Here is a 23761-nt window from a genome sequence, read left to right as displayed (position 1 = left end):
TGGTGGCTGAGGAGACGGAAGCATGCCCGCTCTGGTTGACCTTGCCGTGGGGATCGCACCCGTCGCTGGTGGATTGGCTCTCGGTGCAGCGGCGGGTTATCTGAAGGGCCCGGACGTCCGCAAGACGATCAGCCAGGATATGGAACTGCTGGACCGCCTACCGCCGGAGGAGGCGGAGCGGCGAGCCGAACTCCAACGAGCCATCGATAGCCGCATCGACGACCTGGTCGCGACCGTCAACCGATACCGGCCGCTGCGCAGAGCGGCCGCCTCCTATCGCGGCAGCTTGCGCGACATCCTGCTGTTCGTCTCCGCGATTCTGTTCACGACGGTCTGGTGGAGCGTCGATCACGCTAAGAGCAGCTGGCTACCGATGTTCGTTGTCCTCATCCTGATCTCGGTGTGGGCGTCCGTCTACGTGTTCAGCGGTCTGCGCATCTCCCTACTCAATTTCCGCCGAAGGAAGGACTGATCGAGAGCGCCACCGACGCGCCGCCGGGCTGCGGCAGGATCAGGCCGCCGGGCCGCGGTTGCCCTGAAAAGCGGACGGCAGCACGGTGAGATCCACCGTCTCCGCCATCGCCCGGGCTCCCGCGTCATTGAGGTGCATGCCGTCGCCGCCGTCGAGGTCGGGGCGGATGAAGTCCGGCCGGGCCGGATCCTCCACGGCCGCGGCCACATCGAAGACGGCGTCGAACACGTCGGTGCCGCGCAGCCACTCGTTGAGCACGTTGCGGACCGGAATGCCGTCCTCCAGTGAGAGTCCGGGGTAAATCGCCCCGGCGAACGGCCCGATGGTGTTGGCGTACACCGGAAGTCCGGCCGCGTGGGCCCGTTCGGCCAGCGCGGTGAACCCGGCGATCAGCGCCTCGGCGGTGGCGGTCCCGGCCAGGATCAGGTCGTTGATGCCGAAGTTGGCCCACACGGCCGCGACCCCGGGCACCGACAACACATCCCGCTCGAACCGGGCCAGGCCGTGCTCGCCGATCTCGTCGGTCAGCAGCCGGTTGCCGCTGATGCCCTGGTTCACCGCCCACCCGGCGGCCAGTCGCTCGTTGAGGACGTCCACCGAGCGCCGGTTGGCGGCGTGGGTGGAACCGACACCCTCGAACCAGGAGTCGCCGAAGGCCACCAGCACCGGCACGTCGGCATCGGCAGCGACGTCGATGCCGGTGAGGAAGAACCGCAGCGCGGTCTCCTCGGCATCGGTCGGAGCAGCGTCGCCGGTCCGATCGCCGGCGCTGATCCAGCTCGAATCCATCGGGAACTGGGCGAACGCGGGCCGCGTCGGCTCCGGCAGGTACACGCTGACCGCCAGTTCGGCGCCCGCCTCCACCGCCAGCTCGACCGGATCGCTGACCAGATCGGCTCCGGCCGGGATCCGCGTCGATGCGGACCCCGCGAACCGCACCTCGGTATCGGTCTCCGCCACGATCTCGCCGCCCGCCTTGCGGAGCGCGACCCGGGCCGCCCCGATCACCAGGTCTTCGGTGCCGTACCGGTTGGTCAGCCGCACCCGCAGGCTCGATCCGCCGCCGGCCACCCGCACCACCTGGCGGACCGTCTCGTCGGCGAAGTCCCGCGGCTCGGCCAGTTTGATCTCCTCGGCCGGATTCACCAGCGGCGCACGGAATCCCGCTGCCCAGCGCTGTGTCGTCATGAGAACCTCCATTTAGTTGCTGTGCGGAATATTGCGCTGACAACAAGATAGCGCATTTGTTCCGCGTGTCAACTATCCCCAGCGAAATCACCTGGTTTACGCTGGTCGGCGTGGATCCCAAGCATCTCTTCGACGACCCTCGGCTGACCGCCGTCGGCCTGCTCTACGAGGCCCATGAGGGGCTCATCGCCCGGCTCGAGGAGACCTGGAAGAGCAATGGACTCTCCGGTCTCGACCTCAATGCACTGATGCGCCTGAGCCGCTCACCCGGCCGCCGGCTACGCATGACCGACCTGGCCACCCAGACCGGTCTCTCGACCAGCGGCGTCACCCGGCTGGTGGACCGCCTGGAACGCAACGGCTTCGTGCGCCGCGAACCCGACCCCGCCGACCGGCGCAGCTCCTACGCCGTCCTCACCGCCGCCGGGGCCACCCGCGTCGCCCGCGTGCTGCCCGCCTACCTGGACGGCATCGACCGCTGGTTCACCAGCCTGCTCACCCCCGCCCAGCTCGACGACCTCACCGCGAGCCTGCGGGTGATCCGCGACGCCACCAATGCCGCGGCCACCCAGATCTCGGATTGAGCCGACATCCCGCACAACCGTCGCGACGGGCGCGCAGCCGGTAACTTGCGAACCGCAGGGTGTGTTTTCCTCGTGGTGAGAAAGTGGGACGGAATGACGACCGAACGTGCGCTGGTCATCGGCGGCGGTGGTGTGGCGGGGATTTCCTGGGCGACCGGCATCGTGGCCGGGCTCGCCGACGCGGGGGTGGATGTGACGGGGGCGGACCTGCTCCTCGGGACGTCGGCGGGGTCGAACGTGACGGCGCAGCTCGGTAGCGGGACCGAGCTCGCGGAACTGGTGCGTCGGCAGGTGGATCCGGCGGTGCAGAGCCGCGAGATCGTGCCGTCCATGGAGAAGTTCGCCGGGCTCTGGGAGACCATGACGGCGATCATCGAAGAGACGCAGGGGGATTCGCCCGAGCGGCGGCAGCGGATAGGGGCGCTCGCGCTGACCGCCGAGACCGTCCCCGAGGCGGACCGCCGGGCCGTGATCGAGACCCGGCTGCCGGTGCACGAGTGGCCCGCCCGCGACCTGCGCATCGTCGCGGTCAATGCCGAGACCGGGGAACCGCGGGTCTTCGACAAGGACTCCGGGGTCGCGCTCGTCGACGCCGTGCAGGCCAGTTCGGCGGTGCCCATGGTGTGGCCGTGCGTCACCATCGACGGGGTGCGCTACACCGACGGCGGCGTCCGGACCTCGGTGAACGCCGACCTCGCCACCGGCTACGCGCGGGTGCTGGTGATCGCGCCCATGCCGGACGAGGAGCTCGAGGCCCAGGTCGCGGGACTGGTCGCGGCCGGGGCGCGGGTCGAGGTGATCGCACCCGACGAGGCGGCCACCACCGCCTTCGGCCTCAATCCCCTCGATACCGCCACCCGGGTCCCGTCACTGGAAGCCGGTCGCGCCCAAGGCAAGTCGGATGCGGAGCGGATCGTAGCCCTCTGGCAGGACTGATCCGGGAAGACCGGCCTCAGCCGACGGCGCCGGCCGCCAGCGCCGCCTTCCAGCCGCCGTATTCGCTGATGTCCTTGGCGGATTCGGCGGCGGCCCCGGCGCAGCCGAAACCGGTGGGCCAGGTGCCGTCGGCCAGCTCGACGGCGCCGAGCTGCATGGGGGCGGGCAGATTCGCGAGGAAGCGGCCGAGGGCGGTGGGGGAGAGCAGCCAGCGCTCCCCGGCCACCGCGACACCGGATTCGGTTGCGGCGACCCGGGTTACGGCCGGTTTGGGCGGAACGGTGTCGAGCGCGCCGAGGCGGTAGTGCGGGGCGGTCTCGACCGGGCCGCCCCAGCGGGCGCCCAGTTCGATCAGCTGGTGTTCGAGGGGCTGACCGCGCAGGTGCGCACCGAAGACGATCAGGTCCCGCACGGGCGCGACGGCCGTCGGCCAGCACCGGTCGAGCGGCGTGCCGGCGATCAGTGCGGCGATGTCGATCGCGACGGCGTCCTCGAACGCGCGGGCCAGCACCGTCACCCCGAAATGCGGCTCGTCGGTGGGGACCGCCACCGCGCACAGGTCGAAGAGGTTGCAGAAGTTCGTGTACGTGCCGAGCCGGGAATTGACGCCGATCGGGTCGGCGGCGACCTCGGCGACGGTCGGGTGGACCGGCACGGTCGGCGTCAGCAGCGCGTCCGCGCCCGCGAGACTCGCCATGGCGGTGGCGCGCAGGCGTTCCAGCGCGGCCAGGTCGGTGACCAGCCGGTGCGCGGGCAGGTCCCGGGCGGCCCGGATGATGGAACCGACTGTGGGATCGACGGATTCGGGATGCGCGTCGACGAACTCGCCGACCGCGGCATAGCGTTCCGCGACCAGCGCGCCTTCGTAGAGGAGTTTCGCGGCGGCCAGGAACGGGGCCGGATCGATCTGGACAATGGTCGCGCCCGCATCGCGCAGCGCCCCGACCGTGCGCTCGAAGGCGTTGTGCCACTGCGGATCCAGGTCCGGCAGCGTTTCGAAGACGGCCACCACCGGCTTGGGTGGAGCGGCCAGACGGGTGTCGGCGGGCCACGGGCGGCCCGCGGCGCCGGCGGCCATCACGCCCATGGCGCGGTCGGCCAGGCCCAGGTCGGCGGCGAAGATCGTCACGCAGTCGTAGGAGCGGCACGCGGGCACCACGCCCTCGGTCGAGATCACGCCCACCGTCGGCTTGATGCCGACCAGACCGTGCAACGCGGCCGGGACGCGTCCCGAGCCCGCGGTGTCGGTGCCGATCGCGATGTCCGCCTCGCCCGTGGCCACCGCCACCGCCGAGCCGGAACTCGAACCGCCCGAGACGTATCCGGGCCGCAGCGCGTTCTCGACCACGCCGTACGGCGAGCGGGTGCCGACCAGGCCGGTGGCGAACTGATCGAGATTGGTCTTGCCGACCACGACCGCGCCCGCCGCCCGCAGCGCCGCCACCGCGGGCGCGTCCCGTTCCGGGGCGTAGGCGAAGTCGGGGCAGGCCGCGGTGGTCGGCAGGCCCGCCACGTCCACATTGTCCTTCACGGCCAGTCGCAGCCCCGCCAGAACGCCTGCGGCGGAGGCGATGTCGGTGGCTACCTCGGCATCGTCGCGGCGGTGAATCCACGTGGTCATTCGTGCTCCTAGATCGGGTCAGGGCGGTGGGATCGGGTCAGGGTGTTTCGGCGAGTTCGCCCGCCTCGCGCCAGGAGTTGCGTTCGGCGGTGAAGGCGTCGGTCTGCCGGGCGCGGAAGTCCGCGATGGAGTCGGCGTTGTCGGCCAGGAACTTCCGGTAGTCGGTGAGCCGGAACTCGCCGTCCTCGGCCAGCAGCTGTCCCCGCCCGGCGGCGGTGTCGGCGCGCAGGTCGAGCAGTTCCTCGGCGCTCACCGGATACCAGCTGATCCGGTCGAAATAGCGCAGCAGCCACGGGTCTTCGCCGATCCCGCTGGAGCGGTGGTTCCACACCTGGGTGGTGCGGCCGACGAACTGGTAGCCGCCGGGACCCTCCATGCCGTAGATGCACAGGTACGCGCCGCCGATGCCGACCGCGTTCTCCGGGGTCCAGGTGCGGGCCGGGTTGTATTTGGTGGTGACCAGCCGGTGCCGGGGATCGGTGGGGGTGGCGACCGGCGCGCCCAGATAGACGTCACCGAGGCCCAGCACCAGGTATTCGGCGGCGAAGACGGTGTCGAAAACCTCGTCCACGGATGTCAATCCGTTCATCCGGCGGATGAACTCGATGTTCCACGGGCACCACGGTGCGTCGGCGCGGACGCCGTGCATGTACCGGGTGATGGCCTCCCGGGTGGACGGGTCGTCCCAGGACAGCGGCAGGCGCACCGTGCGGCTCGGGACCACCAGTTGGTCGGCGGAGGGCAGGTCGGCCTCCACCTCGGCCAGCAGGTCCAGCAGCTTGCGGGTGGGCAGGCGATCGGGATCATTGCGCACCTGGAGCGACCGGACGCCCGGGGTCAGCTCGGTGATGCCCGGCTCGGCGCGTTCCAGCAGCGCCTGGTGCAGGGCGTGCACGCGGGCACGCAGCTCCAGATCCAGTGTCATATCGCCGTATTCGACGAGCAGGCCGTCATTGCCCGCACGGCGGTAGGTGACGGCGGTGTCCGCGCCGTCGCGGCGGGCCAGGACGCCGTCGTCGCCGTCGCCGCCGGTGGACAGCACCACCGGCCACGCGGCGCGGCGCTCGGCGCCCAGTTCCCGCAGCGAGGCCGCGCGTTCGGCGCGCACCGGCACGAAGCGCACGCTGTCGCCCGGGGTGAGCTGGCCCAGCTTCCAGCGGTCGGCGGCGACCACGGTGACCGGGCAGACGAACCCGCCCAGGCTGGGGCCGTCCGGGCCGAGCAGGATCGGGGTGTCGCCGGTGAAGTCCAGCGCGCCGATGGAGTACGCGGTGTCGTGGATATTGGAGGGGTGCAGGCCCGCCTCGCCGCCGTCCGGGCGCGCCCACTGCGGCTTCGGCCCGATCAGCCGGACCCCGGTCCGATCGGAGTTGAAGTGCACCTCGTAGTGGGTGCCGATGATGGTGTCGAAGTCGGCGCGGGTGAAGAACTCCGGCGCACCGTGCGGGCCCTCGGTGACCGCCAGCTCCCACCGCCGGGTCAGCACCGGCTGATCGTCGCCGGGCACCCCGGCCGTGACCCGGCCCGCCGGGCCGAGCTCGAACGCGTCGTCCGCGGCCAGCGCGCGCCCGGTGCCGCCGCCGAACTTGCCGAGCGTGAAAGTCGAACGGCTGCCCAGGTATTCGGGCACCTCGATGCCGCCCGCAACCAGGACGTAGCACCGCATGCCGGGCCCGCGCACCATGCCGACATCCAGCACCCCGCCCGCGGGCACCAGCACGCTACGCCACTGCCGGACCGCGCGGCCGTTCACCGTGACCGGCGCCGGGGCGCCCGTCACGCACACCCAGGTGTCGCTGTCGAAGCGCAGCGCCGGGCCGCCGAGCGTGCACTCCAGGCCCGCCGCGCCCTCGGGATTCCCGAGGGCCCGATTGCCCAGCCGGAACGACAGGTCGTCCATCGGGCCCGACGGCGGAACGCCCACGTGCCAGTAGCCGACCCGGGCGGGCCAATCCTGCACAGTCGTCTGCATGCCCGGGCGGACGACCCGGAAAGCCGGTGCGGGGGAGGGGTTCTCGGTCACGACGAGATCGGGGAGCACGGCAGTCATCGGGTCACCACCATGCGGACGGGCGTCGGGTCGAAACCGTTGCAGGGATTGTTGATCTGCGGGCAGTTGGAGACCAGCACCAGGGTGTCGATCTCTGCGCGCAGGGTGATGGTCTTGCCGGGCGCGGACAGGCCGTCCACGATGCCCAGCGTCCCGTCCGCCTCGACCGGAACATTCATGAACCAGTTGATGTTCGAGACCAGGTCCCGTTTGCCCAGGCCCCACTTCAGGCCCTCGGCCAGGAAGTTCTCCACGCAGGCGTGCTGATGGCGGGTGTGGTGGCCGTAGCGCAGGGTGTTGGACTCCTGCGAGCACGCCCCGGCCACCGTGTCGTGATTGCCGACCTCGTCGGCGACGACCGTCATGAGCGGAGTGCCCGCCTCGGTGAGCAGGACGCTGCCGGTCCCCAGGAAGATATTGCGCTGCGCGGTGATGGTGGCCTGGGCGCTGTAGCGGTCGGCGTGGTCCGCGGCGTTGTAGAGCAGGCAATCCACGGCCTGATTGCCGTGCAGGTCGATGATCTCCAGCTGCTCCCCGGCGCGCACCACGGCCGACCAGGGCGCGCGAGCGGGGACCGTCTCGTCGAGGACGACCGTGCGGGTGGTGGTGATCATGCGCGTGCCTCCAGAGTGCGTGCGTGCCAGTCCTGTTCGGTGTTCTCCACCGCGCGCAGGTATTCCGGGTCGGGGTTCGGGGACAGGGCGAGGTCCGCGGGCGCGGACCAGGCCACCAGATCCAGCGGGGTCACCGGGGTGGGGTCCAGCGGGTGCTCGGCATTGGCGACCAGCAGCGTCACCGGCAGGTGGACGAGCAGCTCGACCGCCGCGCCCGCGCCGCCCGTCCCACCGGTGATCGTCAGCGCGCCATCGGTTTCCACGCGCACGCCCCGGAAGAACGACACCGTCGGCCCGATGTCGCGGGGCTCGAGACCCTGCTTCACCCCGGCCATCCGCAGGCCCTGGCGGGCGGCGGGCGACGGTCCGCACAGGGTGTCGTGGCTCCCCGAGGTGTCGGTCAGCACCGTGGCCAGCACCCGGCCCTGATCCGACAGCAGCGGATGACCCACGCCCAGGTAGGCCTGCCACGGCACCTTCACCGTGTCCGCGACATTCAGCCGCTCCCACGGAGATTCGGCCCGCAACAGCAGGACGTGCGCGCACGCCCCGCCGTCCGGATCGGACAGCCGCACCCGGGTGCCGCGGGCCAGCACGACATTCGCGTAGCCACCGGCCGGAATCCGCTGGGCGACGGTGATGTTCGTGTTGTCGACATCGGCGGGCAGCTCCGGTCCGAAGTCGGCGGCGGCCGCGGCCTGGGCGCGGGCGTGGTCCCGCGCTCCCGTGGTGTTCGCTGTGGTCATTGCTACTCCGTTCAGGCGATTTGGGCGACGGTCTCGGCGACGGGGCCGCGGGCGGGCGTCACCAGCCGGTGCACCACCGCCCCCACCGCCAGCGTGACCAGGACGAACAGCGGTGCGGCCCAGAGCATCCACCAGCCGCCGCCGTTCGGGGTGTAGACGGCGCTGCGCGGCCAGGCCAGGTTCACCGCCATGGCGACGCCCCAGACGACGGCCAGCGCGTTGATCGCGATGCCGTAGCGGCCCAGCGCGAAGAGCTTGGTGCCCGCGGCGTCACCGGCCACGTCGGCGGGCCAGCCCTTGATCCGGCGCACCAGCAGCGGCACCGTGACCAGCAGGTAGGCGATGTAGAGCATGACGATGCAGACGCTGGCCAGGGTCGCGAAGATGGCCGCGTTGCCCAGGTTCAGCAGCAGCAGGCCGATGCCGAGCACGCCGATCGCCACCGCGGGCCACACCGGGGTGCCGAAGCGGGGGTGCACGCTCGCCAGCTGCTTGGAGAACGGGAGCCGCTCGTCGCGGGCCATGGAGAACAGCAGTCGCGAGCCCGCCGTCTGGATCGCCAAGGTGCACACCGTGATCGCGCAGGCCACGCACGCCAGCACCACCTTGCCGGGCGTGGTGTCGAGCTTGGCCTCGATCACGTACGCCAGGCCGCCGCTCGCCAGCGAGCCGTCGGACAGGCTCGGGGCGGCCATCAGCGCGCCCAGCAGGATGAGCCCGCCGCCCAGCGCCGACACCGCCAGCGCGGACAGGATGGTGCGCGGCGCGACCTGGCGCGGATTCTTGGTCTCCTCGGAAAGCTCACCGGCGGAGTCGAATCCGACCATCACGTAGGCGGCCATCAGCCCCGAGGCCAGGAACGCGGCCCAATAGGGTCCGGCCGCGGCCTGATCGGTGTGGGTGACCACGCCCGGCCCGCGATCGGTGTGGGTGAAGAAGACCGCGATCACCGCGAGCACGCCGATGATCTCGATGGTGACGCCGAGCGAGTTGATCCGCGCCATCCAGTCGATGCCGATCACATTGATCAGCGTGGTGAGCGCCAGCAGCGCGCTGCCCAGCAGCACCGCGTTCGAGGCCCCGTCACGGGAGGTGAGAGCGGTGTCGGTGCCGATCAGCTGGAAGCCTGACCAGATGGTCGGCAGCACCACCTGCAACGCGATGGCGGCGGCCGCGGCGGTCACGATCTGCGCGATGATCATCATCCAGCCCGCGAACCAGCCCACCACCTCCCCGGCCAGGCGGCGCGACCACTGATAGATGCAGCCCGAGATCGGGTAGCGCGCGGCCAGTTCCGCGAAGTTCAACGCGACCAGGAACTGGCCGGCGAAGACGATCGGCCAGGTCCAGAAGAAGGCCGCGCCCCCGAAGGAGTAGCCGAAGCCGAAGAACTGGAAGATGGTGGTCAGGATGGAGACGAAGGAGAAGCCGGCCGCGAAGGAGGCGTAGCGGCCGAGCTTGCGGTGCAGCACCGGCTGATAGCCGAAACGCGCCAGATCGGTGCTGTCGGCGCTGGTATCGGGACCGGTCGGGGAGCCCGGGGTGAGGGCTTCGGCGGAGGCAACCATGGGCGGTGAGTCTTTCCCGAGGCGAATATCTATCGCTTGAAAGGTTTCCATTCGCGATCGCCGCTCCGGTGACGCCGATGTATCGGGTGCGTGGCCCGCCGTAACTTCTGCATTGCCGGGATTTCTATCAAGTGACAGGAATCTCACCTGCCAGGTGGCGGAAGCGGTAGGACAGAATGAAACGGTGACCCAACTCGGACCCGGCCGGCCCCGCCTCGAACCGCGCCGGCGCGCGGGCCAGACGCCGCGTGCCGAAATCCTCGACGCCGCCGCCGAATTGTTCACCAGCCACGGGTACGGCAACACCTCCACCCGGGCGGTCGCCGACGCCGTCGGTATCCGGCAGGCCTCGCTGTACCACCACTTCGCCGCCAAGGACGACATCCTCGACGCGCTGCTCGCCGAAACGGTCACCGCGCCACTGGAATTGGCGGGCACCCTCGCCGAACGTCCCGAACCCGCCGCCGTGCGGCTCTACGCGCTGGCCTGGTTCGACGTCAGCCAGCTGTGCGCCAGCCGCTGGAACCTCGGCGCGCTGTACCTCCTACCCGAGCTGCGCAGCGAACGCTTCGCCCGCTTCCGGGAACGCCGCGACGAACTGCGCGGTCACTACGAGACCCTGGCCGCCGCCGTCATCGCCGAAGCCGGGACCGGCGCGGTCGCGGGAGCCGAACGACTGCCCTTCCGGCTGGTCGAATCGGTCATCAATATGCGCTCCGACGAGGGCGCGGCGCCCGAGTACGCCGAACAGCTCATTCCCGACGCCATCCTGCGCTTGCTCTGCTGGACCGGACCGCTCGCCGAGAACCGGCTCGCCGCACTCGAATTGGCGCGCGAACTGCGCCCGGCGGTACACCGGGCGCCGTCGAACTGAGCCGGACGGCTCAGGACTTGCCCTTCGAGGTGCCCCATTTCAGGCCCCAGCCGTAGGCCTGATCGACCGCCATCTTGCCCCAGAACTTGCGGCCCTCCGGCGGGCGGATGAACCGGCCCTCGCGGCGCACCACCAGCTCGCCGCCGATGTTCTCGATCAGCGCCAGCACCATCTCGCGCGAATCGTCCTGGCAGCCGCCCACTTCCATCTCGATCGGCGGGGCGTCGCGCGGGAACAGGGTCGCGGTGGCGTGCACGCCGCGGAAATCCTGGGCGCCCTCGTAGATCGAGGCGAACACCAGGATGCGGCGGAAGGCCGCGGTCTGGTCCAGATTGATGGCCAGGTTCTCGCCCGTCGCGCTGTTCCCGGTGCGGTCGTCCTGATCCAGCGCGATGAACGGCGGCTTGGTGAGATTGCCGAACGTGTCCAGCGCGCTGACACAGCCGCGGGAACCGTCCGTCAGCTCCCAGAAGGCGCACAGGTCCAGATCCAGACCGCCCTGCGCGCGCTTGCGCCCGAACAGGCCACCCGAACTCGGGACCGACCAGTTCAGGTTGACCCGCATGATGCCGCCGGTCGCGCCCGCCTTGGTCAGCGAGACCGCGGGGGCCTCCTTGGTCAGCGAGATCTTGGCCAGATTCACCCGCGGCGCGGGCGCGGGCGGCGGCGCGGGAGCGAACTGCTGGGGCGGTGGCGCGGGCGCGAACTGCTGGGGCGGCGGTGGGGGTGCGAACTGCTGCGGCGCGGGCGGGGGAGCGAATTGCTGCGGCGCGGGCGGGGGAGCGAACTGCTGCGGCGGCGGTGGCGGCGCGAATTGCTGTGGCGTGAACTGCGGCGGAGGCGGTGTGGACTGCTGCGGGGGAGTGACCGGCTGCGGCGGAATCGGCTGCGGCGGAATCGGCTGCGGGGCGGGCGCGTCGTCGACGGTGATGCCGTAATCGGTTGCGAGTCCGGCGAGTCCGGAGGCGTAGCCCTGGCCGACCGCGCGGAACTTCCAGCCGCCGTCGCGGCGGTACAGCTCACCCAGCACGAACGCGGTCTCGGAGGTGGCGTCGGCGCTGTCGAACCGGGCCAGCTCCACCCCGCGGGCATCCACCAAACGCACGTGCAGGCCCCGGAATTGGGCGAAGGTGCCGCCGTCCGCGGAGGCGGCCAGCACGATGCTGTCGATCTGCGGCTCCACCCGCGGCAGATCCACCGACAGCGCGTCGACCACCACGGGTCCGGGCTGTTTGCCGCGGTGGTGCACCGCGCCGGAGGCGTGCGCGGGCTGGTTGTAGAACACGAAATCGGCGTCCGAGCGGACCCGCCCACCGGCCAGCAGCAGCGCGGAGGCGTCGGCGTCGGGGACCCCGGGTCCCGATTCCCAGCCCAGTTCGATCCGAACCTCGGAGGCCGCCACCGGAACGTTGGAACCCTTCATCATCGACACGATTTCCAAGTTATCCGATTCCGGCATGCATCGTTTCCCCTTTCCGACCGGCTAATGTTCAGCTGTCCAACAACCTCGGCCTACACTGAGCAACGGACATTTCGCGCATAGGTAGCTAACCGGAACATCGGCGTCCTCGGACGACTGTTCAGCGGCGGGAGCGACGGATGACGGAAATTCGGCCCGATCTGGGGCGCAGGAAGTGGATCACCCTCGGCGTGCTGGCGCTGGGCCTGGGCATGGTGGTGCTCGACGGCACCATCGTCTCGGTCTCACTGCCGGTCCTCATCGACCAGCTCGGGCTGAATTTCACTCAGGCGCAATGGATCAACAGCATCTACGCGGTCGTGCTGGCCGCGCTGCTGATCACCAGCGGCCGACTCGGCGACCGGCTCGGACGGCGCACCATGTTCGCCGCGGGCGTCATCGTCTTCCTGCTCGGCAGCCTGCTCGCCGCGCGGGCGCACAGCGCGGGACCCCTCATCCTCGGCCGCGTCATCCAGGGCATCGGCGCGGCGGGCGTCATGCCCGGCACGCTGGCCACCGTGAACGCGCTGTTCCGCGGCCGTGACCGGGCCATCGCCTTCGCGGTGTGGGGCTCGGTCATCTCCGGCGTCGCCGCCATCGGGCCGCTGCTCGGCGGTTGGCTCACCACCTACTTCACCTGGCCCTGGATCTTCCTGGTGAACATCCCGCTGGGCATCGTGGTGCTGATCGGGCTGGTGCTGTTCGTCCCCGAGACCCGTACCGGCAAGAACGCGCCCGGCCTGGACGTGGACGGATTCCTGCTCAGTGCAATGGGTTTCGCGCTGCTGGTGTTCGCGCTCATCGAGGGCCAGACCTACGGCTGGTGGAAACCGCTGCGGGAGTTCCCGATCGCCGGGTGGAAATGGCCGGTCAGCGCACCCATCTCGCCGATCCCGGTGCTGCTGGTGCTGGGCGTGCTGGCGCTGTACCTGTTCGTGAAGTGGGAACAGCACCGCCATCTGGTCGGCCGTTCCGCGCTGCTGGATCCGGCGCTGTTCAAGATCCCCAGCTTCCGGTGGGGCAATATCACCGCGTTCCTGGTGGCGCTGGGCGAGTTCGGCCTGCTGTTCGTGCTGCCGCTGTTCATGGTGAACGTGCTCGGGCTGTCCACCCTCGGCGCGGGCTACGTGCTGGCCGCCATGGCCGTCGGCGCCTTCCTGGCCGCGGGGATCGCCGAAGGGCTGGTGCGGCGCTACGGGCCGGTGCGGGTGGTGCAGCTGGGCCTCGCCTTCGAGGTCGTCGCGGTGGCCCTGGCCGCGCTGTTCGTCACCCCGCACATCTCGGGCTGGTGGCTGGCGGTGCTGCTGATCGGGTACGGCATCGGGCTCGGCATGGCGTCGGCCCAGCTGACCGGGACGGTGCTCGCCGATGTGCCGCCGCGCAATTCCGGTCAGGGCTCGGCCACCCAGAGCACGGTGCGGCAGGTCGGTTCCGCCTTCGGCACCGCGGTCGTCGGTGCGCTGCTGTCCGGGGCCCTGGCCCACGATCTGCCGCGCCGACTCTCGACGGTCAAGGATCTGCCGCCGGACGCCGCCGACACCCTCGCCACCGCCACCCGGGAATCCGCGGGTGGCGCCATCCCCGGGGTGCGCGAGCACGGGGGCGGCGCGGCCATCGCGGACGCGCTGAGCCGGGCCTTCACCGACTCCACCCGCACCACCCTGCTGGCCGCCGCGCTGTTCCTGCTGGTGGGCCTGGCCGCGGCCACCCGCATCCCGAACCGGCCCTACACGGGGACCGCCGACAATGTGCCGCCCGACGACTCGCGGTCGATGTCCGACGGCACCGGGGACGATCAGAGCAGCTGACCGTCCCGGCGCAGGCCGGACGACCGGGTCGACGTCTTCGGTTGCGTCACACCGGGTTGCTGATCAGTCGATCAGGCCGAGCGCGTGGAGGCGCTGGAAGACCAGCAGCGAACCGGGAGCGACCTCGTCCATGGCGGCGTACTCGGCGAGGGTGAACCAGCGCAGTTCGGCGATCTCGCCCGAGGCTCGCGGCTCCTCGGTGAGCTCGCCCAGGAAGCAGGTCATGTGCAGTCGGGTGCCGGGCGTGTGCCCGTACGCCTCGGCCTCGAACACCCCCAGCTCGCTCACCCCGGCCGTGCCGACCCCGAGCTCCTCGCGAATCTCCCTGTGCAGGGCCATCTCCGGGGTCTCGCCCGGATCGATCTTGCCGCCCGCCATGTAGAAGACGGTCTTGCCGTCGGACCGGGTCTGCAGCATGCGGCGGTCCCGGATGTGCGCCAGTGCCGCGGTACGAATCACGGCACCCACCCTAACCGGGTACCCGAGCGGGCCCGATGGGGATCAACGCGTGGGCGGGGCGATCTTCCAGTGCTCCTGCAACGCCTCGGCGATCTCCGGCAGGATGGTCACCGGAATCCGGCGCTGCCGCAACATGGTTCGGATCTCGGTGACCTGCTCGCGCTTGCGCTGGTCGTAGGCGCTCGCCACCGGGCGGTGCACCGGCGGGATGGACAGCAGCACCAGTTCCCGGTGCGGCTCGTCGCCGTCGGTCAGATCCAGCGCCAGCGTCCAGCGGCCGTGCTCGTCGAGCGCGAACCGCGCCGCCACCACCCGATCCCACGCCACCGTCGACGTGCCCCACGGCGTCCGGCGCACGATCGCCGCCTCGGTCAGTTCCACCCCGTCCCGCCCGAACAGCAGGATCAACAGCCCCACGGCTGCGGCCGCCCCGAAGAACAACCCCGTGAACACCCGATTCAGCCCGAAGACCCCGATCGTCCCGGCGCACACCACCGCGACCAGGAACACGCCCGCCACCGCGTAACCGGCAATCCGGCGTCCCGGCACCACGCCCGCCCGCACCATCGCTCATCGCCTCCCGCAACCGACTGCGCGTCACCGTACCCGGCCCGGGTCCCGGGTGCCCGGCGATCTCGACACCGGCGCCGTCGCCGACCTAACCTACGATGCCCACTCCTACCGCCTCCGGCGGTGTGGGTCAGCATTACCCGAAGGAGCGACCCATGGTGCCAGCCGTCGATCTCGAACGCCGGTTGGGCGACCTGATCGAGGAGTACGGGGTGCCCGGCGCACAGGTCGCGGTCCTGACCGGCGGCCGGATCACCGACGCGGCCGCCGGGGTCCTCAACACCGCGACCGGCGTTGCGGCGACCACGGATTCGGTGTTCCAGATCGGCTCGATCACCAAGCCGTGGACCGCGACCCTGATCATGCAGGCCGTCGCCGAGGGCCTGCTCGACCTCGACGCCCCGGTGCGGCTCTACCTGCCCGAATTCCGGGTGCGCGACGAGGACGCGGCCGCCGCCATCACCGTCCGGCAGCTGCTCGGCCACACCTCCGGCATCGACGGCGACCTGTTCCTCGACACCGGGCGCGGCGCGGACGCGGTCGCCAACTTCGTGCCCGCCATCGCCGACGCCGGGCAGGTGCACCGGCCCGGCGTCATGTTCTCCTACTGCAACAGCGGGTACGTGCTGCTCGGTCGCATCCTGGAAGTGTTGCGCGGCAAGCCCTTCGACACACTGCTGCGGGAACGGCTGGTGACCCCGCTCGGGCTGACCCGGGTGGCCGCCGACGCCGACGAGGCCATCCTGTTCCGGGCCGCGGTCGGGCACACCGGATTCGAGCCCGAGACCGGCCCGCTGCCCGCGCCGGTGTGGGCGCTCCCGGCCTCCAATGCCCCGGCCGGAGCGCGGCTCGCCATGTCCGCGCGCGACCTGCTGGGGTTCGCCCGGCTGCACCTGTCCGCCGGCCGCGCCCCGGACGGGACCGCCGTGCTCCCCGAATCCGCGGTGCGGGACATGACCCGGCCGCACATCGAGGTGCCCGACATCGGCTACGGCACCCACTGGGGACTGGGCTGGCAGCTGTTCGACGCCGCCACCGGGCTGTTCGGGCACGACGGCAGCACCCTGGGCCAGAACGCCTTCCTGCGCATCGCGCCCGGCTCCGGCGTCGCGATCGCCTTGCTGGCCAATGGCGGAAGCGCGTTCGGGCTCTACCGCGATCTGGTCGAGGACCTGCTGTGGGAGCACGCGGGCATCCGGCTGCCCGCCCGCCCGGTGCCCCCGGCCCGCCCCGAACCGGTCGACGCCGCCCGCGTCGGCGGCCGCTACCGCTCCGCCATGTACGAGCACGCCATCGACGTCGACCCCGACGGCCGCGCCTGGCTCTCCACCAAACCCCTCACCACCGAGGCCGCCCTGGTTGCGGTCCCCGACCGCATCGAAGTGCTGCACCTGCGGCCCGACGCCCTCATCGCCGCCCACCCGATCCGCGGCCGCCACACCGTCTACGGCCTGATCAACGGCGACGGGCACGCCGAGACGCGCTACCTGCACACCAGTCGCGCGATGCCCCGCCAGCCCTGACCCGTGATTCAGTTCAGTTCGGAGCCGGCGGCGACCACGACGCCGTAGAGGTCGGCGATGGTGGCCAGCGCGCTCTCGTGCAACTGGGCGGCGCCGACCTCGCCGGCGGCCGACCGCAGGGGGCGGGTGGCGGACGCGTCGGCCACGACCGTGGGGTGATTGCCGCGCAGGAACGCGCCCTCGGTGGTGAAGGTGACGCACATGTGGGTCATGAAACCGGCGATCACGACATCCTTGTGGCCCGCCGCGTCCACGTGCGCGGCCAGGTCGGTGCCGACGAAGGCGTTCGGAACCGTCTTCACGACAACGGGTTCGCCGTCGATCGGGGCCACCAGGGGATGGATGCGGCCGATCTCGTCGGTGATGTCGTAGGGCGTGCCCGGGCCGCCGTCGTTCACGATGTGGATGACCGAAGCGCCGGCGGCGCGGGCCCGGGCCAGCAGGTCGGCGGCGGCGTCGAGGGCGGGCTCCCAGCCGGTCAGCTCCATCACGCCGCGGGTGTAGGTGTTCTGGTAGTCGACCAGGATCAGGGTGGCGTCGGCCAGGGTGGCGGGGGTCTGATCGAAGCCGCTGAGGTCGCGCAGAGTCTGGGCGGACATGGGGAATTCCTCCGGTCGGGTCGTGGTCCGGGCCGCCTGGTGCGGGGGACGTCGTCCACGCTATGAGCCCGCGGGCGTGTCGGAAATGTCATGTAACCTGCAAATCCGGACATCGCCGGGTGGACGGAGGACCGTGGGCACCATCGAACGATTCGTGGTCATCGTGCTGTTCGACCGCGTCGACCTGCTCGACGTGACCGGGCCGCCCGAGGTCTTCGCGCTGCTGCGGCGAGAGATGAACGGGGAGACCGGATATCGCGTCGCCCTCGCCGCCGAGACCCTCGACCCGGTGACCACCTCCGCGGGCGTGCGGGTGCTGCCCGACATCACCTTCGCCGAGATCGGCGACCGCGGCATCGACACCCTGGTCGTGCCCGGCGCGGTCGAGGTGGACGGGGACGGGCGGGTGCGGGCGCTCAGCGACCCGGCCGTGGTCGAGTGGGTGCGCAGACTCGCCGGACAGACCCGGCGGGTCGCCTCGGTGTGCGTGGGCGCGCACATCCTCGCCGACGCCGGACTCCTGGACGGCCGACGCGCCACCACGCACTGGTCCACCGCCACCCAGCTCGCCGCCGAGCATCCGGCCGTCGAGGTCGACGCCGACCCGATCTTCATCCGCGACGAGAACGTCTGGACCGGAGCGGGACTCACCGCCTGCCTCGACCTGGCGCTCGCCCTGGTCGCCGACGACTTCGGCGACGCGCTCGCACTGCGGGTGGCGCGGCAGCTGGTCATGTTCCTGAAAAGGCCCAGCGGGCAGAGCCAGTTCAGCGTGTCACTCGAACCGATCTCGACCACGCGGCGCATCGACGACCTGCGGCACTACATCACCCGCCACCTCGGCGACCAGCTCACCGTCGCCGACCTCGCCGCCGAGGCGCACGTGAGCGAACGGCAGCTGACCCGCATCTTCAAGACCGACCTCGGCGCCACCCCGGCCGCCTACATCGAGTCCGCGCGTGTGGAATTCGCGCGCAACCAGCTCGAGACGACCGATCACACTCTGGAACGGGTGGCGACGCTGAGCGGTTTCAACACCACCGACACCCTCACCCGGGCCTTCCGGCGCACGCTGGACACGACGCCGACGGAGTATCGAAACCGCTTCCGCATCACCTGATCACGCTTCGAGCGCGACCGCCGCCTCGGCGGTGTACACCAGGAACGTCAGGCTCTCCTGGAAGTACAGCTGCACCGTCTCCGCGTCGTGGGAGAGATAGCCGATCGACAGGTCCTGGCCCAGCTGCAGATCGAAATCGCCGCCGCGCGTGGACAAGACGAACGCGCCGTCGATGGCCGGCGCCCAGATGATCTCGCCGTCGATGAGCCGCTCGATGTGCGTGCGGATCGGGTGACCGTGATCGGAGGTCTCGCTGACCGCGGTGTACAGGTCCGCGGACAACAGCACCGAATACGGGCCGTCCACACCGGCCAGCCGCAGCTTGCTCAATGCCTGCGCCACCGCTTCGGGGGCCAGACGCGCGTCACCGGGCAGCTTCACCGGCTCGCACGAGGTGGCGGCCCGGATGCCCTGGATCTCCGCCGCCAGATAGCCCTCGAAGATCGCACGGTCCTCCGCGAACGCGATCTTCTTGGCGGCCGCCTTCACCGGATCCAGGTCGGCGTCCTGCGCTCCGCGTTCCACATTGTCGAGTTCGGTGCGCGAAAGCGTGAACGGCACCCGCAATTCGACCAGCGGCACCACCGCGCGCTGCCGCGCCTGCACCCCCTCGCCCGGGGATTCGATCGCCGTGGTGCGGCCCGTGCCGACCGCGGAGTAGTCGACCCCGTGCGGTCCCGACAGATCGACCACGCGGCGACCGGCGATGTGCCGCTTGAAGGTTCGCGTCGCCTCCTCCTCGATGGCCTTCCATGCCTCCGAGGTGATCGGCGCCAGTTCGCGATGCAGGTTGTTCATACGTCAGCTCCTTGTCGGTTCGACGATTTCGTAGCTAGTCAACGATTTCGCAGCGTCCCGATTCCCAGCGATCCGTTTCCGCTGCCCGCGCCATTGGATTCCGGCGCGGCCGCGACCGCCGCCGGGGCGGGCGCGTCGGGCAGCGCGTCGAAGAACGCGGCGGGCGGGGTGAAGAACGAGGTACCGGTGACGGCGGTGGAGAAATCCAGGATGCGGTCGTAGGCGGCGTCCGGGCTGCCCAGGAACATGCGGGTCAGCATGGTCTCGGTCACGGCCGGATCGTCGGCGTAAGCGATGTAGTAGGTGCCGAACTCGCCGTCCTGGACCGAGCCGAACGGCATGTTGGCGCGCACGATATTGCCGCTGACGTCCTGATCGTTCACGGCCACATGGGAATTCGCGGGCTGTTCGGCCGCGTCGAGCTCGTAGTCGTCGAGTTTGGTTCGCCCGATGACCTTTTCCTGCTCGGTGGTCGAGAGCGACTTCCACGAATCCAGGTCGTGCAGGTACTTCTGCACGGTCACGTAACTGCCACCGGCGAATTCGGGATCCTCGTCACCCACCAGCGCGGCGGTGACGGCCAGCTGACCCTCCGGATTCTCGGTGCCGTCCACGAAACCGAGCAGATCGCGCTGCTCGAAATAGCGGAAACCCACCGTCTGATCCACGATCGTGCCCGCCCCGGACAGCCGCTCGGCGATCTTCATCGCCAATTCGAAACAGGCGTCCTGGGTTTCGGCCTTGATGTGGAACAGCAGGTCGCCCGGCGTGACCGGGGCCTGGTGCTGCTCGCCCAGGTAGCCCGGAAACTCGTGCAGCTGTGCGGGTTTCGGCCCCGCGAACAGGCGGTCCCAGGCGGCGGACCCGATGCTGGTGATGCACGCGAGGCCGGAACCGGGCACCCGGAATCCGACGGAACGCCGCAACCCGGGCAGATCTGCGAGCAAATCCCGCGCCACCGACTCGCCACCCTCGTCGATGGTCACGACGAGAAAGATGGCCGCCGGTGTGAGCGGGTCGAGGATCGACTGTGGCTCACCCATGGGCACCACCCTAGGCCCTGCCGTCGACCACCGAACCGTCCGGTACGTCCGGGTCAGGTTCGCGCCGTGCGAACGCCCTGGTGGGCTACTTGGCGACGGTCAGCAGAAACGCCACGTCATCGATGGCTTTCACACTGTGCCGTGCGTTCGGGATCACGATCAGATCGCCGGCCGAGCCCTTCCACTCGTTGGCGCCACTGATCAACACCAGCACCCCGCTGATCACCATGAGCGTCGCCTCGCCCGGATTCTCGTGCTCGGCCAGCGTCTGTCCGGCCGTCAACGCGATCACCGTCTGCCGCAGCGAATGCGTGTGGCCGCCGTAGATGGTCGACGAACTACGCCCGCTCGACGCCGTGGCGGCCAGCTTCAGCTGCTGGCGAGCAACCGCGGTCAGCGACTTCTTGTCCATGGACTGCCTTTCGCCGGGGTATCGCTGAGTATGCCGGACACACCCGGGGCGCTCGGCGGTTTCGGCGCGGTGTGTGCGGGAATTGCCGGACGAGGAATCCGCGCGTTATATGCGGGGCCGCGTATAACGACGGAATCGATAGCGCAGACCCGTCGACGACTCCCGCCAATCGGCCGCCTCGGCCCGCCACTGCCGGTCGATCGCCGGAGCGACGGTGTCGCCGTCGATATCCGCGTCGATCTCGGTGACCATCAGCTCCGTCGCGAAAGGCATTGCCGCGCGGTAGATCTCACCGCCGCCCATGATCCACACCGATTTGTCGCCGGTCATCTCCAGCGCCTCGGTCAGCGAACCCGCGCGCTCCGCGCCGTCCACCGCCCACTCCGGCTGCCGGGTCACGACGATATTGCGGCGACCGTCCAGTGGACGGAAACGCACGGGCAGCGAATCCCAGGTCTTACGGCCCATCACCACCGGATGACCGAAGGTCACGTCCTTGAAATGCGCCATGTCCTCGGGCACCCGCCACGGAATCGTATTGTCCCGCCCGATGATTCCCCGCGTCGTCTGCGCCCAGATCAGGCCGACGGTTCTGCTCACACCGCCACCGGCGCCTTGATGGCCGGATGATGCTGGTAGCCCTCGATTTTCACGTCCTCGTATTCGTAGTCGAACAACGAGGGGGCCGGACGCAGGTGCAGCTTGGGGAACGGGTACGGCTCGCGGGTCAGCTGCTCACGCACCTGCTCCACGTGATTGTCGTAGATGTGGACGTCGCCGCCGGTCCAGATGAACTCGCCGGGCTGCAGTTCGGTCTGCTGCGCCACCATCAGGGTCAGCAGCGCGTAGCTGGCGATATTGAACGGCACGCCCAGGAACAGGTCCGCGCTGCGCTGATACAGCTGGCACGACAGCTTGCCGTCGGCCACGTAGAACTGGAAGAAGGCGTGGCAGGGGGCCAGCGCCATCTTGTCCAGCTCGGCCACGTTCCAGGCCGACACGATGATGCGGCGCGAGTCCGGGTCGGTGCGCAGCGTCTGCAGCACCTGCGAGATCTGATCGATGTGGGTGCCGTCCGGGCTGGGCCACGACCGCCACTGCACGCCGTAGACCGGACCCAATTCGCCCTGCTTGTCGGCCCATTCGTCCCAGATGGTGACGCCGTGCTCGCGCAGCCAGCTCACATTCGAGTCACCGCGCAGGAACCACAGCAACTCGTAGACGATCGACTTGAGATGCACCTTCTTGGTGGTGATCAGCGGAAAGCCCTGCGACAGGTCGTAGCGCAGCTGATGTCCGAAGATGCTGCGGGTGCCGGTGCCGGTGCGATCCGCCTTCGGGGTGCCGGACTCCAGCACCAGTCGGAGCAGGTCCTCGTACTGGGTATCTCGGGCGCTCTCCACGCCTGGCAAGCTTACGCACCGTGCGAAAGTTGTTTGTGATCGGAATCGGGGCGGGGGACCCGGACCAGGTGACGGTGCAGGCCGTCAAGGCGATGCGCCAGGTGGACGTGTTCTTCCTGATCGGCAAGGGGGCCGAGAAACAGGAGCTCACGGACGTGCGCGCGGCGATCCTGGCCGAACACGTCCGGCAACCGCACACGGTCGTGGAGATCACCGACCCGCCGCGCGATCGCAGCGTGCCCGCGCGTGGCGCCGACGCCGCCTACCAGGGCGTGGTCGCCGACTGGCACGAGGCGCGCGCCGAACTCCTGGAACGGGCCTTCGCCGGAACCGAGGGCGTCGGCGGCATTCTCGTCTGGGGCGACCCGTCCCTCTACGACAGCACCCTGCGCATCGTCGAACGCGTCCTCGACCGCGGCCGCATCCAATTCGACTACGAGGTGATCCCCGGCATCACCAGCGTGCAGGCCCTCGCCGCGGCCCACCGGACCGTCCTGCACGAGATCGGCGAACCCCTCCACATCACCACCGGCCGCCGGCTGCGCGACGAGGGGCTGACCGACGGTCAATCCACCCTGGTCATGCTCGACGGCGAATGCTCGTTCACCCAGCTGCCCGGCGACGACATCTACATCTGGTGGGGCGCGTATCTCGGCATGCCCGACGAGGTCGTCATCGAAGGCCCGCTGCGGGTCGTCGAATCCCGCATCACCCGCCGCCGCGCCGCCCTCCGGGAGGCCAAGGGCTGGATCATGGACATCTACCTCCTGCGCCGCTCCCTCTGAGGCTCAGCTCGCGGCGGCTCGCGCCCGCTCGATCTCGTTGATGTGGGTCTCGGTCCACACGCGCAGGGCGGCAATGGGCTCGGCGAGACTGCGGCCCAGGTCGGTGAGTTCGTACTCCACGCGTGGGGGGATGGTGGGATGCACTGTGCGGGTGAGGAATCCGTCGGCTTCCAGGCTGCGCAGGGTCTGGGTCAGCATTTTCTGGGATACCCCGCCGATGCGGCGGGACAGTTCGGTGTAGCGCAGGGTGCCCTGGTCCAGCAGTGAATCGATCACCAGCACCGTCCATTTGCCGGCGATGTGATCGAGCACCTGGCGAGTGGGGCATTTCGCCGAGTAGACGTCGGCGGGAAGGCCCGAGGATTCCACGACTGTCACCTTTTCGAGAGTAGCGCACTATTTAGTGCCTTCTTCCCAATCGAGAGTCACTCTCTGATAGTTAGTGGCATGACATCGATGAGCGTCGCCGACGCGATCCGCACCCGCCGCACCATCCGGCACTATCGACCCGACCCGGTCCCGGCGGAGGCCCTCGACACCCTGATCGAACTCGCCATGGAGGCGCCCTCCAGCTGGAATTTGCAGGACCGGTCGCTGGTGGTGGTGACCGACGCGGCCGGGCGCGAAGGTCTGACCCGGGCCACCGGTGGCCAGCCCCAGCCCGCCGAGGCCCCCGTCATGCTGGTCTTCGTCGCCGAACCACATGCCTGGCGGGCAGATCGGTCCGACATCTTCGAACTCGCTCGCGGCAATCGGGCCTGGAGCGAGGAGTTCGCGGCCGGATTCGCCGCCGCGTCCACCGAGTTCCAGCAGGGGCTGGCCGAGCGCGGCCTGCTGCGTGAATACGCGGTGAAGGACGCCATGATCGCGGCGAGCTACGTCATGCTGGCCGCGACCGAGCTCGGGCTCGCCACCGCGCCCATGAACGGGTGGGACGAGGACGAGGTGAAGAGGGTGATCGGGCTCGACGGGTGTGATGACGTGGCCGTCGCGCTGCTCATGTCGGTCGGATACGCCGCCGAGAGCCGCCGGCATCCGGGGCGGCGCCCGCTCGGCCGCACCGTGTTCCACGGGGCGTATCCCGCGCGCTGAAGCTCGGGTGTGTCGGGCGGTCGGGTTAGGGTGGAGG

25 protein-coding genes are annotated in these 23761 nt (G+C 70.0%); 9 read left to right on the top strand and 16 right to left on the bottom strand.

What is annotated here, in order from left to right; all coding sequences use genetic code 11:
• Positions 1-22: 22 nt before the first annotated feature.
• Entirely contained in the window at positions 23-472 is a 450-nt protein-coding gene (locus ACQP06_RS31925; RefSeq protein ID WP_433668578.1) for a hypothetical protein, read from the top strand.
• Between the two features lie 39 nt (positions 473-511).
• Here the strand turns inward: ACQP06_RS31925 and ACQP06_RS31920 are convergent, their stop codons facing one another.
• A complete protein-coding gene (locus ACQP06_RS31920; RefSeq protein WP_433668576.1) occupies positions 512-1660 on the bottom strand; it encodes a GDSL-type esterase/lipase family protein in 1149 nt (382 codons plus the stop codon).
• Between the two features lie 110 nt (positions 1661-1770).
• Here ACQP06_RS31920 and ACQP06_RS31915 point away from each other — a divergent pair, with 110 nt between their 5' ends.
• Positions 1771-2244, top strand: coding sequence for a MarR family winged helix-turn-helix transcriptional regulator (locus ACQP06_RS31915; RefSeq protein WP_357091253.1), 474 nt, complete (start codon positions 1771-1773; stop codon positions 2242-2244).
• 93 nt (positions 2245-2337) lie between these two features.
• A complete protein-coding gene (locus ACQP06_RS31910; RefSeq protein ID WP_433668575.1) occupies positions 2338-3180 on the top strand; it encodes a patatin-like phospholipase family protein in 843 nt (280 codons plus the stop codon).
• Positions 3181-3196: 16 nt separating this feature from the next.
• Here ACQP06_RS31910 and atzF read toward each other — a convergent pair whose 3' ends face one another.
• The 5 genes from atzF to ACQP06_RS31885 form a co-directional block, all read right to left on the bottom strand.
• The gene (atzF, locus tag ACQP06_RS31905; protein WP_433668573.1) at positions 3197-4801 is read right to left on the bottom strand and encodes an allophanate hydrolase; all 1605 of its coding nucleotides are present in this window, start codon (positions 4799-4801) and stop codon (positions 3197-3199) included.
• A gap of 37 nt (positions 4802-4838) precedes the next feature.
• Complete coding sequence (locus tag ACQP06_RS31900; RefSeq protein ID WP_433673492.1) at positions 4839-6773, bottom strand: 5-oxoprolinase/urea amidolyase family protein; 1935 nt, start codon at positions 6771-6773, stop codon at positions 4839-4841.
• A gap of 74 nt (positions 6774-6847) precedes the next feature.
• Positions 6848-7465: an urea amidolyase associated protein UAAP2 gene (locus tag ACQP06_RS31895; RefSeq protein ID WP_433668572.1), complete on the bottom strand. Its 618-nt coding sequence runs from the start codon at positions 7463-7465 to the stop codon at positions 6848-6850.
• Positions 7462-8211, bottom strand: coding sequence for a DUF1989 domain-containing protein (locus ACQP06_RS31890; protein ID WP_433668571.1), 750 nt, complete (start codon positions 8209-8211; stop codon positions 7462-7464). Before ACQP06_RS31890 ends, ACQP06_RS31895 begins: the two co-directional genes overlap by 4 nt.
• Before the next feature lie 11 nt (positions 8212-8222).
• Positions 8223-9779, bottom strand: coding sequence for an amino acid permease (locus tag ACQP06_RS31885; protein WP_433668569.1), 1557 nt, complete (start codon positions 9777-9779; stop codon positions 8223-8225).
• Between the two features lie 184 nt (positions 9780-9963).
• Here ACQP06_RS31885 and ACQP06_RS31880 point away from each other — a divergent pair, with 184 nt between their 5' ends.
• Positions 9964-10653, top strand: a complete 690-nt coding sequence (locus ACQP06_RS31880) for a TetR/AcrR family transcriptional regulator (RefSeq protein ID WP_433668567.1) — start codon at positions 9964-9966, stop codon at positions 10651-10653.
• 10 nt (positions 10654-10663) lie between these two features.
• On the opposite strand, the gene ACQP06_RS31875 is transcribed toward ACQP06_RS31880, so the two are convergent.
• Positions 10664-12079, bottom strand: a complete 1416-nt coding sequence (locus ACQP06_RS31875; RefSeq protein WP_433673491.1) for a TerD family protein — start codon at positions 12077-12079, stop codon at positions 10664-10666.
• A gap of 173 nt (positions 12080-12252) precedes the next feature.
• Here ACQP06_RS31875 and ACQP06_RS31870 point away from each other — a divergent pair, with 173 nt between their 5' ends.
• Positions 12253-13920 (top strand): MFS transporter, encoded by a 1668-nt coding sequence (locus ACQP06_RS31870; RefSeq protein WP_433668565.1) that lies wholly within the window; start codon positions 12253-12255, stop codon positions 13918-13920.
• Between the two features lie 63 nt (positions 13921-13983).
• On the opposite strand, the gene ACQP06_RS31865 is transcribed toward ACQP06_RS31870, so the two are convergent.
• Together ACQP06_RS31865 and ACQP06_RS31860 are read right to left on the bottom strand one after the other, a co-directional pair.
• The gene (locus tag ACQP06_RS31865; RefSeq protein WP_433668564.1) at positions 13984-14379 is read right to left on the bottom strand and encodes an NUDIX hydrolase; all 396 of its coding nucleotides are present in this window, start codon (positions 14377-14379) and stop codon (positions 13984-13986) included.
• Positions 14380-14421: 42 nt separating this feature from the next.
• Entirely contained in the window at positions 14422-14946 is a 525-nt protein-coding gene (locus ACQP06_RS31860) for a hypothetical protein (protein ID WP_357091273.1), read from the bottom strand.
• 158 nt (positions 14947-15104) lie between these two features.
• Here ACQP06_RS31860 and ACQP06_RS31855 point away from each other — a divergent pair, with 158 nt between their 5' ends.
• A complete protein-coding gene (locus tag ACQP06_RS31855; RefSeq protein WP_433668562.1) occupies positions 15105-16472 on the top strand; it encodes a serine hydrolase domain-containing protein in 1368 nt (455 codons plus the stop codon).
• Between the two features lie 8 nt (positions 16473-16480).
• Here the strand turns inward: ACQP06_RS31855 and ACQP06_RS31850 are convergent, their stop codons facing one another.
• Positions 16481-17071 (bottom strand): isochorismatase family protein, encoded by a 591-nt coding sequence (locus tag ACQP06_RS31850; protein WP_433668560.1) that lies wholly within the window; start codon positions 17069-17071, stop codon positions 16481-16483.
• 133 nt (positions 17072-17204) lie between these two features.
• On the opposite strand from ACQP06_RS31850, the gene ACQP06_RS31845 reads away from it, so the two are divergent.
• Complete coding sequence (locus ACQP06_RS31845) at positions 17205-18191, top strand: GlxA family transcriptional regulator (RefSeq protein WP_433668558.1); 987 nt, start codon at positions 17205-17207, stop codon at positions 18189-18191.
• On the opposite strand, the gene ACQP06_RS31840 is transcribed toward ACQP06_RS31845, so the two are convergent.
• From ACQP06_RS31840 to ACQP06_RS31820, 5 genes are all read right to left on the bottom strand, one after another.
• Positions 18192-18989, bottom strand: a complete 798-nt coding sequence (locus ACQP06_RS31840; protein ID WP_433668557.1) for a family 1 encapsulin nanocompartment shell protein — start codon at positions 18987-18989, stop codon at positions 18192-18194. It abuts the gene before it with no gap.
• Between the two features lie 38 nt (positions 18990-19027).
• Positions 19028-20032: a Dyp-type peroxidase gene (locus ACQP06_RS31835; RefSeq protein WP_433668555.1), complete on the bottom strand. Its 1005-nt coding sequence runs from the start codon at positions 20030-20032 to the stop codon at positions 19028-19030.
• An 85-nt stretch (positions 20033-20117) separates the two neighbouring features.
• Complete coding sequence (locus tag ACQP06_RS31830) at positions 20118-20444, bottom strand: cupin domain-containing protein (protein ID WP_404204542.1); 327 nt, start codon at positions 20442-20444, stop codon at positions 20118-20120.
• A gap of 105 nt (positions 20445-20549) precedes the next feature.
• Positions 20550-21044 (bottom strand): dihydrofolate reductase, encoded by a 495-nt coding sequence (locus tag ACQP06_RS31825; RefSeq protein WP_433668553.1) that lies wholly within the window; start codon positions 21042-21044, stop codon positions 20550-20552.
• On the bottom strand, positions 21041-21847 hold the full coding sequence (locus ACQP06_RS31820) for a thymidylate synthase (RefSeq protein WP_433668551.1): 807 nt from the start codon (positions 21845-21847) through the stop codon (positions 21041-21043). The genes ACQP06_RS31825 and ACQP06_RS31820 overlap by 4 nt, the downstream gene beginning before the upstream one ends.
• Before the next feature lie 20 nt (positions 21848-21867).
• Between ACQP06_RS31820 and cobF the strand changes: the two genes are divergently transcribed.
• Positions 21868-22632, top strand: coding sequence for a precorrin-6A synthase (deacetylating) (gene cobF / locus ACQP06_RS31815; RefSeq protein WP_433668549.1), 765 nt, complete (start codon positions 21868-21870; stop codon positions 22630-22632).
• 3 nt (positions 22633-22635) lie between these two features.
• Here the strand turns inward: cobF and ACQP06_RS31810 are convergent, their stop codons facing one another.
• Positions 22636-23010 carry a winged helix-turn-helix transcriptional regulator gene (locus ACQP06_RS31810; protein WP_433668547.1) on the bottom strand — a complete coding sequence of 125 codons (375 nt, stop codon included), beginning with the start codon at positions 23008-23010 and terminating at the stop codon, positions 22636-22638.
• A 69-nt stretch (positions 23011-23079) separates the two neighbouring features.
• On the opposite strand from ACQP06_RS31810, the gene ACQP06_RS31805 reads away from it, so the two are divergent.
• Positions 23080-23724, top strand: coding sequence for a nitroreductase family protein (locus ACQP06_RS31805; RefSeq protein ID WP_433668546.1), 645 nt, complete (start codon positions 23080-23082; stop codon positions 23722-23724).
• The last annotated feature ends 37 nt before the right edge of the window (positions 23725-23761 follow it).

The sequence above is a fragment of the Nocardia sp. CA-136227 genome, assembly GCF_050955695.1.
Taxonomy (GTDB): Bacteria; Actinomycetota; Actinomycetes; order Mycobacteriales; family Mycobacteriaceae; genus Nocardia.
The sequence above is the reverse complement of the archived record's forward strand: the minus strand, read 5'-3'. Positions and strand labels throughout refer to the sequence as shown.